This window comes from Nonlabens marinus S1-08 (assembly GCF_000831385.1).
Lineage (GTDB): Bacteria > Bacteroidota > Bacteroidia > Flavobacteriales > Flavobacteriaceae > Nonlabens > Nonlabens marinus.
This window is the reverse complement of the sequence record NZ_AP014548.1, coordinates 2,685,007-2,700,346: the sequence shown is the minus strand read 5'-3', so window position 1 is coordinate 2,700,346 and position 15,340 is coordinate 2,685,007. Positions and strand designations below refer to the sequence as shown.

General features: G+C 40.2%; 10 protein-coding genes and 1 pseudogene. 4 read left to right on the top strand and 7 right to left on the bottom strand.

Going from position 1 to position 15,340, the window contains the following annotated elements:
• Window position 1: 1 nt before the first annotated feature.
• The 5 genes from NMS_RS12380 to NMS_RS12360 form a co-directional block, all read right to left on the bottom strand.
• Window positions 2-1,822, bottom strand: a complete 1,821-nt coding sequence (locus NMS_RS12380; RefSeq protein WP_041497112.1) for an ABC transporter ATP-binding protein — start codon at window positions 1,820-1,822, stop codon at window positions 2-4.
• On the bottom strand, window positions 1,822-3,537 hold the full coding sequence (locus tag NMS_RS12375) for a phospho-sugar mutase (RefSeq protein WP_052476966.1): 1,716 nt from the start codon (window positions 3,535-3,537) through the stop codon (window positions 1,822-1,824). The genes NMS_RS12380 and NMS_RS12375 overlap by 1 nt, the downstream gene beginning before the upstream one ends.
• A gap of 72 nt (window positions 3,538-3,609) precedes the next feature.
• Entirely contained in the window at window positions 3,610-5,493 is a 1,884-nt protein-coding gene (locus NMS_RS12370; protein WP_041497111.1) for a hypothetical protein, read from the bottom strand.
• A gap of 57 nt (window positions 5,494-5,550) precedes the next feature.
• Entirely contained in the window at window positions 5,551-6,510 is a 960-nt protein-coding gene (locus tag NMS_RS12365) for a glycosyltransferase family 2 protein (RefSeq protein ID WP_041497110.1), read from the bottom strand.
• The gene (locus tag NMS_RS12360) at window positions 6,511-7,005 is read right to left on the bottom strand and encodes a DUF4199 domain-containing protein (protein WP_041497108.1); all 495 of its coding nucleotides are present in this window, start codon (window positions 7,003-7,005) and stop codon (window positions 6,511-6,513) included.
• 151 nt (window positions 7,006-7,156) lie between these two features.
• On the opposite strand from NMS_RS12360, the gene NMS_RS12355 reads away from it, so the two are divergent.
• From NMS_RS12355 to NMS_RS12345, 3 genes and pseudogenes are all read left to right on the top strand, one after another.
• Complete coding sequence (locus NMS_RS12355) at window positions 7,157-7,414, top strand: type B 50S ribosomal protein L31 (protein WP_041497107.1); 258 nt, start codon at window positions 7,157-7,159, stop codon at window positions 7,412-7,414.
• Between the two features lie 328 nt (window positions 7,415-7,742).
• Window positions 7,743-8,420 (top strand): type 1 glutamine amidotransferase domain-containing protein, encoded by a 678-nt coding sequence (locus tag NMS_RS12350; protein WP_041497105.1) that lies wholly within the window; start codon window positions 7,743-7,745, stop codon window positions 8,418-8,420.
• Window positions 8,421-8,527: 107 nt separating this feature from the next.
• Window positions 8,528-10,279 (top strand): annotated as a pseudogene (locus NMS_RS12345) (ABC transporter ATP-binding protein).
• 66 nt (window positions 10,280-10,345) lie between these two features.
• Here the strand turns inward: NMS_RS12345 and NMS_RS12340 are convergent.
• Entirely contained in the window at window positions 10,346-13,075 is a 2,730-nt protein-coding gene (locus NMS_RS12340) for a DNA methyltransferase (protein WP_041497104.1), read from the bottom strand.
• 228 nt (window positions 13,076-13,303) lie between these two features.
• Entirely contained in the window at window positions 13,304-14,167 is an 864-nt protein-coding gene (locus NMS_RS12335; protein ID WP_041497103.1) for a sigma-70 family RNA polymerase sigma factor, read from the bottom strand.
• Between the two features lie 315 nt (window positions 14,168-14,482).
• On the opposite strand from NMS_RS12335, the gene NMS_RS12330 reads away from it, so the two are divergent.
• Complete coding sequence (locus NMS_RS12330) at window positions 14,483-15,163, top strand: DUF2490 domain-containing protein (RefSeq protein ID WP_041497101.1); 681 nt, start codon at window positions 14,483-14,485, stop codon at window positions 15,161-15,163.
• Window positions 15,164-15,340 lie beyond the last annotated feature (177 nt).

Sequence of the window (15,340 nt, the reverse complement as noted above, 5' to 3'; positions counted from 1 at the left end):
GCTATGCCAGGCTTTGCATATTGACCAGATTGCTGTACACTCCTTGAAGACTGATGAGCTCTTCATGGGTACCTTGTTCCACAATATTTCCACGGTTCATCACAATGATCTGGTCTGCTTTTTGAATGGTGCTCAAACGGTGCGCAATCACGATTGAAGTCCTATTCTGCATCACTTTTTCTAAGGCATCTTGTACCAGTCGTTCACTTTCTGTATCCAGCGCACTGGTGGCTTCATCTAATATAAGAATTGGAGCGTTTTTAAGCACCGCACGGGCAATACTCAAGCGTTGTTTTTGTCCGCCACTCAACTTATTACCACTATCGCCTATGTTCGTATGAATGCCTTTAGGCAATTGTGAAACAAACTCCCAAGCATTAGCAATTTTTAAAGCCTCAATCACTTGTTCATCGCTCGCACTTTTATCGCTCAAGGCGACATTTACAGCCACAGTATCATTAAATAGAATGCTGTCTTGAGTAACTATAGCCATTTGATCGCGCAGACTTTTTAATTTCACATCTTTAATGTTATGCCCATCAATGGTGATCGTGCCGTCATGGACATCATAGAATCGTGTTACAAGGTTTGCAATCGTACTTTTACCGCTCCCAGATTGACCTACAAGAGCAACAGTAGAACCTTTTGGGATGGAAAGCGAGAAGTCTTTCAGGACATCTTCATCTTCATATGCAAATGTCAAGCCTTGTATGTCTATCGCTTTCGCGAAAGCGGAAACCTCCACCGCATTTTCTTTATCCTTAATATGGTTTTCTGTATGAAGAATTTGCAAGACTCGCTCTGCAGCAGCATTTCCTTGTTTGACACCATAGCTGGCCTTAGAAATAGCTTTAGCAGGTGTTAATATTCCATATGCCAGCCCCATAAACGAAATGAAAATTGCGCCGTCGATACTCCCATTAAATACCATACGACCACCAAACCAAAGCAACACGCCTATAACTAAAATCCCTAAAAATTCACTTACAGGACTCGCTAGACCTTTACGCAGTTCTAACTTGTTGGCAAAATTATAATAGCGCTGCGTGCTGTTTTTAAAACTGTCTTCCATGCGACCTTCTGCATTAAAGCCTTTAATGACCTTAAGACCGCCCAGAGTTTCTTCTAATAGCGACAAGAAAAAACCTTGCTCACGTTGCACGTTGTCCGATTGCTTTTTTAATCGTTTTCCTATCAAAGAGATGATAAACCCAGATACCGGAATGAATACCAAAACAAAAATGGTTAATTGGTAACTAATCAATAGCATAGCTGCTAGAGCAAAGAGGATGTTTAGTGGCTCCTTTACAATCAGTTCTAGGATGGACAAGAAACTGGTCTGAACCTCTTGGGCATCGCTAGTAGCGCGAGCGATCACATCGCCTTTACGTTTCTCTGAAAAATAGGAGATAGGTAGGTTGACAATCTTATGGTATAAAGCATTTCTAATATCTCGCATCACTCCATTGCGCAAGAACGTGATAAAATAGGTGCCAAAATATCCCGCTAGATTTTTAAGTAAGAACAAAATCAAAACCAGCGCAATCATCGCGATCAATGCTTGTTCTTGATTTTCATTCACCACATCAGTCACGTACCAGTTGACGTAGCTTTCTAGATACTCTTTAGATCTAGTAATGCCTTGCCACGTGGGTTCAACGTATTGCTCTTTAGTGGTTTGAAAAAGCACTTTCATTACCGGGATCAATGCCACAAAGGACAATGTCCCGAAAAGCGCATAAAAAATGTTACAAATGATATTTGCAACGCCATACTTGCGGTAGGGCTTTGCAAACTGGAGGATTTCCTTGAAGTAATTCATTAATTAATCTCTAGGCTTTTTAAAATGGCATCTAGTTTCTCATTCAGCCGATTTTGTACGACTGGATAATCTTCTACATTTAATAAAGTTTCTTTTACTGACATGTAAAACTTGATTTTAGGCTCTGTACCGCTAGGTCGGGCTGCGATTTTAGTCCCATCTTCTAGGTAGAAAATCAACACATTTGAGGTTGGGATATCCATAGCCTCTTCTTTCTCTAAATTTTTATTAAATCGAGTTCCAGCCTGGTAATCCTCAATAATTATCACTTTTTTATCTGCAATTTCAGTAGGTGGATTTTCTCTCAAGTCGATCATCATTTGCTTGATTTCTTGCGCTCCAGAAATTCCTTTTTTAACCAGGCTCACTAATCGCTCTTGGTAACATCCATGTTTTACATACAGATCTAGCAGGTAGTTGTAGGCTGATGTTTTGTTCGCTTTCGCGAAAGCGAGCATTTCACAAGCCAATAAACTAGCGGTAACGGCATCTTTATCTCGCACAAAATCACCAACCATATATCCAAAACTTTCCTCACCACCACCAACGAAATCCTGTTCTGGGAAATCTTCAATCATTTTGGCAATCCATTTGAAGCCTGTCAGGCCTTCCTTGCATTCGACCTTATGAGTTAGGGCAAGATCGTGCATCATGGGCGTGCTCACGATTGTGGATCCTATAAATGGTTTATTAAAATCTTTCAATGCGGTACGCTCTAATAAAAATGCAGTCATGGCGATCATGGTTTGATTACCGTTCAATAACAACATCTCGCCATTGTTGTCTCGTACAGCAACCCCTAATCGATCGCTATCTGGGTCAGTACCTATGACGATGTCCGCATGCAATTTGTTAGCTAATTGTACCGCAAGGGCCAGCGCTTCCGGCTCTTCTGGATTAGGAGAGGCTACCGTTGGGAAATCTCCATCTGGAACTGCTTGCTCTTTCACAATATGAAGATCTGTATATCCTGCCGCCTTGAGTGTGTCTGGCAGTATCGTAATACTGGTACCGTGTAGGCTGGTAAAAACAATTTTGACTTTAGATCGATCTACATCACCAGCGATTTTACCAGCTTTAACGCTATCGTCAATAAATGCTTGATCATCACTTTCATCTAATAATTGGATCAAGTCATTATTACCGTTGAATTTGATATCTGCGAAATCAGTTTTTTCAATGGTTTGGAGAAGTTCTTTATCTTGTGGTGGCACCAGTTGTCCACCGTCTTGCCAATACACTTTATACCCATTATACTCTGGCGGGTTATGGCTTGCCGTTAGAACGATACCAGCATGGCATTCTTTACGTTTTACCGTATAGGAAAGTAATGGAGTAGGGCGTAATTCAGGAAACAGGTATACTACTATGCCATTAGCGCTTAATACTTCAGCTACTGTTAGGGAAAGTTCCTTACTGTTGTGGCGGCAGTCGTAGGCAATTGCTACCTTGATTTGCTCATCAGGAAATGATTTTTTCAAATACTCTGAAAGGCCCTGGGTGTTTTTTCCTAACGTATATTTATTGATGCGGTTAGTTCCTACTCCCATGATGCCTCGCATTCCTCCAGTTCCAAACTCCAAATTCTTATAAAAGGATTCTAAATATTCATCAGATTGAGAGTCAATCAGAATTTGTGTTTTTGAAATAGTATCGGTGTCAAACGGTGCTTTCGTCCAGGCGTTAGCGACAATTTGAATGTGATCTTTGTCCATAAGTGGCTATCAATAAATAAGAAGACAAAGGTAGTATTTTATAAAACGCTAACCAGCCCTCAAACAATGCTATCACTCTTGACAGTTCTCGCAATAGGTGCTTTTCAAAAAGGCGTCTTCTAACAATTGAAAAGTGACACCACCTTCCAAAGAAGGATCAAAGAGTTTGCAGTACCGTTCCTTATTTTGATTTACTGCATTTAACATTATGGTACGGTATGCATCGGTTTGCGTGATTCTCTTATCTATCATCGTGAGATTTAAATAATAAAATAGGAGGTCTTCATCGATGGTTATTTGTTGTGCACGAGGCTCAACAAGTTTCACTGCTTCACTACTTTGTGCATAATAGGTAAGGAACTGTGCTAGGCTCAAATAATCTGTATCTGTTAATGGAACTTTTTTGTAGGTGCTTAGAATACTCAAGACGCTTTTGTCCTTTTCATTGAAGTTACGCTTCCGCATTTCACGCTCTGCACGTACGATGTGGTAATTGATCATCATTCGATCAATCAATGCCCGGTCTATATTAAATTTATTCAAGTCATTGATTTGCGACTTGAATTGATTTGCATCTATAGGAGCTGCATTATTGCGCCACAATACAAATTTGAGAACGGCAAGGTTGTATTGAATTTTAGGATTGCTAGGATCTAATTCTGCTAGCTTTTTCATTTCATTGTATGCGATCAACGACAGTCTTATGTCCATTAAATAGCTGTACATCGTGTTCTTATTTAAAAACTCCAGGTATTTCTTTTGATCGGGAATATTCAGCTGCTTTAATGCCTCAGGAGAAACCTTTTCTTTAATCTTTTCAAATAAGGAATTTTGGATAACCGTTGCCTCTTCTAATTGGTCGGCAGCTATACTGGTGTTGAATAAGCCTATTAATTCCTCCATACTTTTATCCTTGTAAACATCTATGCGGTTCAACTCTAGAGTCACCACGGCCTTACGATGATCAGCAAGAATAGGTTCTAGGTCTTTAGATAATTGACCTACCAATTGAGATTTGATTTCATTTTTAGATAATGATTTCAGACTGGCATATTTGCTGCGAGAAATGTCATTGAAAAATTCTACCCAATTCTCAGAAGTTGTGATCGCTGTCTCAATCTCTGGAGATTGAAAGGATTGTAAAGAACTAGCGATACTGCTGCCGCGTTCTTGCTGCAATTCCATGTTACGCTGCGTACTTCCTTCCACACTTGCATAAGCTTTAATATCTATGGTTTTAATATTGAAATCTGTTAATCGCAGGGAATCATACAGCGGCTTAATGTCTGAAACATCATAAACAGACTTGTTCTTCTCAAATGGGATTACAAACCTTAGAGTTTTGTAGCGAGTGACGGCTTGCTCACTATCGCTAACAATCTTCTCATTTTTAAAGGTCAACGAGTCTAAATACACACCCATGTCTAACAAATCCCATGGGTAGGAAGCGAGGTTGTAAATAGTATAGTACTTGCAGAGGGTATTTTCATTTAAAAAAAGAATATTGAACTCTAACTCTTCCTTGAGCATAGAAATAGGAATGGTACCTACCGCAACCCTGTATCTGGTGTTCTCAAATGGTTTCAATCCTTTTCTAATTTCGCTGGTATAAACTGGAGCGAGTAATTTCCCTTTTACTTGTGAGGGCTGTGAAGTAGTTTCGCAATCGTATCGTTTTTTAGATACGATATCAACGGCAATTCCATCAGTAGGTTTTTTGAAGAGTTGCTTGACCCATTTCTCGTCATTGGTTTCAAAAAACAATTGATTGCCTTCTCGTTTGATGACAAAAGAAGTTTCCTTGGGCTTGTTTTGAAAGGATTGCTCAAAATAGGAGCAGACTGCGTTGCGTTCATTCCCACTTGGAATGTTTATTCCAAATTGCTCCTGAGCAAATCCTTTAGAAGCAGGTAATAATAGGATAGCAAATAGTAAAAATCTAAGGTGAAATTTCATGAACGTTAATTAGAGCTTTCTAAATTAACCGTTACGGGTCATAACACCATAAAAAACTTACATAGTGGCTCGTTCATCGGCGATCTTGTAGCGTTCCAATGGTTTGCCAGTGCGAATGATGAGCTCGCCTAAGAATCCAGCGATAAAAAACAGGCTTCCTAAAATCATGGCTGTAAGCGCGATGTAAAACCACGGATTTGTAGTTACTAATTGATACGGCAGATCCTGAGCCATTTTATAGAGTTTAGAAACCCCAACGTAAGCTGCCAACACAAAACCTACCACAAACATGATAAACCCTAGGGTGCCGAATAGGTGCATGGGTCGTTTCCCAAACCTAGAGATAAAGGCGATCGTTACAAGATCTAAAAACCCTTTGATAAAGCGATCATAACCAAATTTCGTCTCCCCATATTTACGGGCTTGATGCTGCACTACTTTTTCAGTGATCTTTTTGTACCCAGCATTTGCAGCCAATACAGGAATATAACGGTGCATCTCTCCATGCACATCGATATTCTTTATTACCTCACGGCGATAAGCTTTCAGTCCGCAATTGAAATCATGAAGTTGTACACCACTAGTACGACGCGCCGCCCAGTTGAAAAGCTTGCTAGGAATATTTTTAGACAACAAACTGTCGTAACGTTTCTTTTTCCAACCGCTGACTAGATCATATTTACCGTGGGCAATTAAGTCGTATAATTCTGGTATTTCCTCTGGGCTGTCTTGTAAATCAGCATCCATGGTAATGACCACTTCGCCTTGAGCGCGCTCAAAACCTGCATGAAGCGCTTGGGATTTTCCATAATTGCTTAGGAATTTGATGGCGCTGAGGTTGTCACGCTTTCGCGAAAGCGAACTCAATAAGTCCCAACTACCATCTGTACTGCCGTCGTCTATATAAATGACCTCATAGGAAAGGTCTGTAGTCGCCATGACGCGCTCTATCCATTGCTGGAGTTCAGGGATGGACTGGGCTTCATTAAGTAATGGGATGACGATGGAAAGCTGCATCTATGTGGTTGGTTTGTTTTTCTTTATAAAGAATGCGGTAATTATTCCAATCACGGTGTAAAAAAGCAATTTTGAAGCAGTGGCAATAGCATACCCTTTAAAGCTATAATCGATTTCGCTCACTTGAACTGCAGCATTAGAGCTTGCTTTTTCTTGTTCTACCATACTTTCCTGTAAAATTCGTACGGTCTCCTGTGCCTCAGGATCCCAAACAACAAAAATCAAATAATTGATCACGGCCTCTCCCACAAAAATTATGAGCACTGATAGGAAAAATGCCAGCACCGCCTGTTTGAGAGTAAGTAAACCACCTTGCCTCTTTTTACTATACACTTGAGCGGCTATACCTACAGCTAGAGGTATGATATAGATACCTATTCCTAATGCAATGTTTGCAAAATCTTCATTTTGCCAGATGTATAGATAACAAGCGATGACGATTGCTGCACCTACGACCCCAAATAATACTCCGGTTTTTTTGACTAGTGAATCCAAATTTCAACTTGGTTTTAAGTTCACTTGCAAATATAGCCGATCTCTAGAGTTGCATTCCTACCATTTAATGATGTATTTTTGCAGGATTAGGCTTTGCGTATATCATAATATTGATTAAGTTTGCAGCCGCTAAAGAACAAAGTACAAGATCATGCAAAAAGGAATTCACCCAGAAGATTACAAATTAGTCGCTTTTAAAGACATGTCTAATGATGAGATTTTCATCACTAAATCTACTGCCAATACTAAAGAGACTATCGATGTAGATGGTACGGAGTATCCATTGATTAAATTGGAGATCTCTAGAACTTCTCATCCTTTCTATACTGGAACAAGTAAACTTATCGATACCGCTGGTCGTATTGACAAGTTCAAAAACAAATACAAGAAGTTCGATAAGAAAGCTTAAGAACTTTTATCTGATACTAGAAAGCCTCGCAACATGCGAGGCTTTTTTTATGGTATACTCTTAGTTTTTTCCAGTCTAATCGTTTGTACATTTCTCAATGTAATTGTCAGATGTTACGAAACAATTAGCATTTCCAGAAGGCATACTTTCTGTCTGTCTTAACAACCCTAGCCGTCGTTCTCACTTAATTTTGTAATTGAGAATACAGGCATGGAATACTTCCATTTTGTTAGCAAAAGCTGACCTTCTTTTTTTACATAGAATTGGCACAAATTGTTGTACATCTTTAAGCTTATTCTCAGACATTAATAACCTTAAATCAAAAACTATGAACGTACTATTTGTACTAACATCACACGATAAACTAGGAGACACAGGAAAAAAAACCGGTTTCTGGGTAGAAGAATTTGCAGGACCGTACTACACTCTTAAGGATAAAGGAGTCAACATAACCTTAGCAACTCCAGAAGGAGGTAAAGCACCCATTGATCCTTCTAGTCAAACAGAAGATGCTCAAACAGAATCTACGCAGCGTTACCAAAACGATAAAGAAGCGCAAGAACGTATTGCTACTACTCATAAATTGTCTGAAGTCAATGCAGCCGATTATGACGCAGTATTTTATCCAGGAGGTCATGGACCTCTATGGGATCTTGCCAATGATGCGACCTCAATCAAATTGATTGAGACATTCAATGCCGCTAAAAAACCTATTGGATTTGTATGTCACGCACCAGCAGCATTGAAAAGTGTTAAAGGAACTGATGGACAACCATTAGTAAAAGGCAAAAAAGTAACAGGATTTACTAACAGCGAGGAAAAAGCCGTGGAGCTGATAGATGTAGTTCCGTTCTTAGTAGAAGATATGCTCAAGGAAAACGGCGGGATTTATTCTAAAGGTGATGACTGGTCAGAATATGCTCTTAAAGATGGAAATTTGATCACTGGTCAAAATCCAGCTTCTTCTAAAAAAGTAGCAGAAATGATTTACGACGCGACAAAATAAGTCCAGTCGTTCTGACTTAAAAACGCCTATTCTCTCTAGAGGATAGGCGTTTTTTTTAGTTCGCTTTCGCGAAAGCGGAACAAACCCACCAACTATCTTTACCACCTATGAAAGAATCTAGCACCATCAAGTCAAAAGTGACCATGACATCGGCATTCAAGACCATCATCTGGCCACGGCGGAAGTTGGTCTTTATTGGATTAATTCTAATTGTAATTAGCAGGCTGGCAAGTCTGGTACTGCCCTGGAAGTCAAAAGCATTGTTAGACGAGGTGATTCCTAACCAAGACTTTGATGCACTTTATGATTTGTTGTGGCTGGTAGGTATAGCTTTATTAGTTCAAGCGGTCACGTCGTTTTTATTGACTAGAATCTTAAGTGTTCAAGCACAATTTTTGATTTCAGAATTACGCGCTCAAGTACAAAAGAAAGTTTTGTCGCTACCGATAAGCTTTTTTGACAATACAAAATCTGGTGCACTCGTCTCTAGAATCATGAATGATGTAGAAGGTGTGCGTAACTTGATAGGAACGGGATTGGTGCAGTTAGTTGGTGGTGCGATTACCGCAGTAGTCTCTCTTGTATTGCTTATTAGAATTAATGCCTGGATGACTTTGTTCGTATTCCTACCGGTAGCGGTTTTCGGATTTGTAGCATTGAAAGCCTTCAAATACATCCGACCTATTTTCAGAAACCGAGGAAAAATTAGCGCAGATGTAACAGGAAGATTGACAGAAACCCTAGCTGGTGTTAGAGTCATCAAAGGCTTTGGAGCCGAGGCACAGGAAAATAAAATCTTTGAAGATGGCGTGGAAAAGCTTTACCAAAATGTCAAAAAAAGCTTGACCTCCACCGCTATTGTTACCAGTAGCGCTACTTTCTTGCTAGGTTTGGCATCGGTTGGGATCATGGGAATAGGCGGTTACTTCATGATGGAAGGCGATATGACCACGGGTGAATTTTTATTCTTCACCATCTTATTGGGTTTTATGATTGCACCTATCATACAAATGAGCAATATAGGCAGCTAACTTACAGAAGCGCTAGCTGGACTGGACCGGACGGAGGAATTGATGAATCTGATTCCAGAAGATCAATTAGGAGAGCGAACCATCGAATTGGAACAATTTAAAGGCAATCTTAAGTTTGAGAACGTATCCTTTTCTTATGAAAAAGGCAAAGAAGTCATTCATAATATTTCGTTTGAAGCAAATGCAGGACAAACCATTGCATTAGTAGGGAGTTCTGGATCTGGAAAATCGACGATTGCAGGATTGTCCGCCACCTTTTTAAATCCTAATCAAGGTCTGGTAACTATTGATGGACAGGATATGTCTAAAATCAAATTGGCCAGCTTTAGAAAGCATTTGGGTGTGGTGCTGCAGGATGAATTCCTATTTGAAGGCACTATTCGAGAAAACATTTTGTTCCCTAGACCAGATGCCAGCGAGGAACGTTTGCTCGCCGCGGTAGAAGCTGGGTACGTCAACGAATTCACAGACCGGTTTGATGATGGACTGGACACCTTAATCGGCGAGCGTGGCGTGAAATTATCTGGTGGTCAACGCCAGCGCATTGCGATCGCGCGGGCCATTCTAGCAGATCCTAAGATCATCATTCTTGATGAAGCCACCTCCAACCTTGATACAGAAAGTGAAGCGCTGATTCAAAAATCATTATCAGAACTTGTAAAGGATCGAACCTCGATAGTGATCGCACATCGTTTAAGTACGATTAGAAAAGCAGATCAAATCTTAGTTATTGAAGCGGGAAAAATCATTGAACGTGGAACGCATGAGGAATTGATCGCTAAAGAAGGCAGGTATTTTGATTTGTATACGTATGAGGCGAGGATTTAAAGTTGTTATGTAGTTTTTTAGTAGTTCCCCTTAACGCCTGCTTTGGGAGCAGGAGGTCGTAGATTGCTATGATTTTTGCTTTTTTGAACTCAATAAAGGCGCTGTGTACTGATTGTACAGGTCAAATAAAAACTCGATGCGGGAATTTTCATTGACAAAGGCTTGTGGTCTGTAACATAGATCTACCGCTTTATCTAGTTCTTGATGCGCTTTCACTAATGCTGGCGGCATGGTCAATGGATCGTAAAGATCTGCCAGGCTGCTGTCAGGAAATAAGGCGCGCGCATCCAGTACCTTTTGTGCCTTTTGCTCGACTTTCAATTTGTTTTTATCGCTGGGATCTTTGGGCCATGGGTAGTTGTTGTATACTGAAGGAGTGTATCTTATCCTACTTTCCAATCTGCCAGCGGTGTATTTAGCCCAAGTGATATGCATCTTACTCATTAGTGCTCCAAACATGAAAATGTTTGCTGTAGGTATTATTTGTAGCGTATTGCTACATATTACATCCTTATCCAAAAATCCAATTGGAATGTATTCTCTGTTTTCGGACGAAACTTCTGATAAACACAAATAATCGGTCTCAGGTTGTCGATCCTGAGTGAATAGTGAAGGGAACCGTGCAGCTTCATTGACGCTTCTCGTAGGACTTTTCAATCTTGCCTCAGCAACTAGTTTTAAGCGTTCTAAAACTAGAGGCATTTGTTTAAGTGTTGCTGGTGGACAGTTTTTTAGCCACAAGCAAAATCTCTTTTTATTTCTTAAAAATTCTGCTCCACCCAAAAAGCTCTTAATCCAATCTTTAGAAGCTGGATTTGCCATGATCATTTCTTCTTTCTCTTGTTCATTTAAAATCAGGTTTCCACCATCGGTAGGTTGACTTCCTTTAAATAATGGCGGATAATTATGAATTGGTTTTCCTCGACTAGTGATAAATACATTTGGTCCAGCAGCCAAATAACCGTTGACATTATCCACTTTTCTAGAATATGCTTCTGATTTCACATTATCGTATTCATAAAGAATTTTTTCAGTTGGTTGAAAACTTCCAAATCCAACAATAATCACATGAACCCCAGCATTTCCCTTTGCTTCATTGGTCCATTTGAACGTTTGATGACCAAAATGTATGTTGATATCAAAATCATTGAACAGTGTGTTCCAGAGAATAGGAACTTGCTCTCCTTGACATATCGAATTGGTTGCTACTAACGCGACTGAAATACTTGAATCCTGAATATATTGTGCGGCTTTGTAAAACCACGCTGCAACATAATCTAGTCTTTTGGTTTTTGAATTCTTGCCAAAGACAAGATCCATATCTTGCATTTGTTCTTTAGTTCGCCATTGATGCCCAATAAACGGCGGATTCCCAATGATATACTTCAACTCTGTTTTAGGCACCACTTCTTCCCAGTCAATTCTTAGGGAATTGCCATGAACGATGGTGGCAGATTTCTTTAAGGGCAATCTGGCAAAATACTGGCCAAATTCCTCAGAGATCAACATATTCATCTGGTGGTCAATCAGCCACATGGCGACCTCGGCAATTTTTGAAGCAAACTCGTCGTACTCAATTCCATAAAATTGATCCACATCCAGCCAAAGAATGGACGAGATATCCAGCACCTGCTCACCTTTTTTGAAAAGCTCCCGCAGGATATCTATTTCTAATAGGCGCAACTCGCGATATGTAATGATCAGGAAATTACCACTACCACAGGCTGGATCTAGAAATTTAAGTGTGGACAGTTTTTGATGGAATTCTTGAAGCTTTTTAGTGGAAGATTTTACTTTGTCAAATTCTGCTCGCAGTTCATCCAGAAACAGAGGTTTGATCAGTTTAAAAATGTTTTTCTCAGATGTGTAGTGGGCGCCCAGATTGCGACGTTCCTCAGGATTCATCACACTTTGAAACAGCGATCCAAAAATTGCCGGAGATATTTTTCCCCAATCCAGTCCAGAGGCTTCCAGTAGCACACTACGCATATTGGAATTAAATGATGCAATAGGCAGTACTTCTTCAAATAACTTTCCATTGACATAAGGGAACGCATTTAAATGTTCATCAAGATTTTTAAAGCGTTTCTCTCGTGGAGTGTTGAGCACTTGGAAAAATTGTGCCATTAGAGCGCCTAGATTGCTGCCGTCCTCATTGGTTTTTTGATCGACAAACTCTTTAAAAGTGTCTTTTTCAAAAATGCTGGTATCATCAGCAAATAAAATAAAAAGCAGTCGTACCAGGTAGACTTCCAGATCATGGCCTTCATAGCCATATTCTTCCAGTTGGTCGTGCAGCTTGCCCATCAACTCTGCCGCCTTGATGTTTACGGGATCTTCTTCTTGAAAGGTTCTTTTTTGATATCCAGCGATAAAGCCAAACAACTTTACATTCTTGTAGAGTTCTGAGACTGGAAATTCATGTTCTGTACGCTCATCAAGATCAAAGAGTTTGATGCGGTCAAAGTCAGACACCAGGATGTATTTAGGCAACTCATGATCTTTGAGTCCAGGAAAATAATCGGTAGCTTGAGTGTATGCTTTGTCAAGGTTACGGCCTTTGGATTTGTGTTCCACAAGTAAGGTACCTTTCCAGAATAAATCGATGAAACCTTGATTGCCACTTAATTTCTTGACAGGTTCTTCAAAGGTCGCCACACGACGTCTGGAGATTCCAAACACATTGAAAAAATCATTCCAAAAGCTGTCCTTCTCTGCTCGTTCCTTGGTTTCATCTGCCCATTCAATAGAGAACTTCAGTGCTCTGTCCTTGATTTCATTCCAGCTTAATGCCATGTATTGGTAATTTTTATAGTCAACTAAGATAGTAGGAAAACGGTCGAGACTCGCGCTCTACATGATTATCCTTTCATTGTTTTTAGAATGCCTAGTAGTTAATTAGATGATCAAACAAGTTATGATGATGGTTGTAGAGCACGCTTTCGCGAAAGCGAAAAACTTCAAACAACCCCAATAAAAAAGCGCCCTTTCAGGCGCTTCAGTAATTCAATATGATAAAATGGCTTATCCTAGATAAGACTTCAAGATTTTACTACGGCTGTTCTGGCGCAGTCTCTTGATTCCTTTTTCCTTGATCTGGCGCACGCGCTCACGGGTCAAGTCAAAAGTTTCACCTATTTCTTCCAGACTCATCGGCTGCTGATTTCCAATACCGAAGTATAGCGAAATAACATCTGCCTCTTTTTGAGAAAGAGTTTCTAATGCACGAGTAATCTCTAGTGTTAAAGATTCATGCAATAGATCCTTGTCAGGATTAGGTGACTCACCACTACGAACCACGTCGTAAAGGTTAGAAGTCTCACCTTCTTTAAGCGGCGCATCCATGGATACGTGACGCCCGGCATTTTTAAGCGATTGTTTCACGTCACTCACCGTCATGTCCAGCTCAGTTGCTAGTTCTTCAGGAGATGGTGGACGCTCGTGCAATTGCTCGAGGTGGGAAAAAGCCTTGTTGATTTTGTTAATCGAACCAATTTTATTCAATGGAAGACGCACGATACGGGACTGCTCTGCTAGTGCCTGTAAGATCGACTGGCGTATCCACCATACCGCGTACGATATGAATTTGAAACCGCGAGTTTCATCAAACCTTTTGGCAGCCTTTACAAGACCTGCATTTCCTTCATTAATAAGATCGGGTAATTTAAGCCCTTGATTCTGATACTGTTTTGCAACAGAAACCACAAAACGTAAGTTTGCAGTCGTCAGTCTCTCTAGAGCTCTCTGATCACCTTTTTTAATACGCTGTGCCAGTTCCACTTCTTCCTCTGCAGTGATCAGGTCGATCTTAGAGATGTCTTGTAGGTACTTATCTAGCGATTTAGACTCACGGTTAGTAACCTGCTTGGTGATTTTGAGTTGTCTCATTAAAATAAAAAGATTAAAAAATTAGGTGACTGACAGCTTTTGACAGTCGTATTCAATGTAGCAATAATCGTACCAAACAGGAATTCTCTGACACTTATTCAGACCAGCACTGGCGCGACTTTCGCTACTTTTCTATTAGTCGATAGAGGATCATTCTTGTTACACTATAAGATGATTTTTTCGCTTTCGCGAACGCGGAATTACTTCAAAGTTCTAGTACTACAACGTTTTAGTTACTCACCATAAAAAGCTGCAGATGGTTTTATTTTGCCGGCCCGATGGCAGATTCTTATCTTTGAAATCTTAAATCACCGCATGAAAACATTTCTTCCAGCATTAGTTTTTCTAATTACCTGTCAGGTAGGATTGGCACAGCGTGGCATTTCAGAAACTGGCTTGTGGAGTCAGTATTTTTATAACGCTCCCGTGGCGGAAAACTTTAGGATCGCTGGCGATTTTCAATACCGCACTTATGAGCTTGCTGATGATTTCCAACAATTTATCGCCAGAGCGGCTATCGCATATACTCCCAAAATTGGAACCCTAGAACTACATGCAGGTTACGGCTATTTTTATGGTGAACCGTTTGGGGACAGTGATGCCGGTACGTCAGAACATCGACTGCATCAGGACATCTGGATGGATACCAATGCTGGCAAAACGGTGAGCATTAGACACCGTTTCCGTTTTGAGGAACGTTTTATAGAAGATCAGGATTTCCGTAGCAGGGCGCGTTACACCATTTTTGTAAACATTGATTTTTACAAAGACGATCAGTTGTCTAAATTTTACCTACCATTCTGGAATGAGGTATTTATCAACGGCGAGACTGAATTGCGCAACTCCACTGTCAATAGATTTGACCGCAACTGGAGTTTTGGAGGGCTAGGCTACCGTATCTCGCCAGCATTACGCGCACAAGCTGGCTATATGCGAGAAATCACGAGCAACACTTCAAAAGGGCAATTGGTGCTGTCGCTATTCCAGTCGTTTTAATGATGTGTTGAAGAAAAGTTGAAACTTACTGTCACCCTGAATTTATTTCAGGGTCTTCTTGAATAAAGCTCTGATTATTTTCATTTACTTAAGTAAGGGCATGAGAAAAAAGCCTTGTTGAAAAATATCTACTTGAGAACACAATTTCAAGAGATGCTGAAACGAGTTCAGCATGAC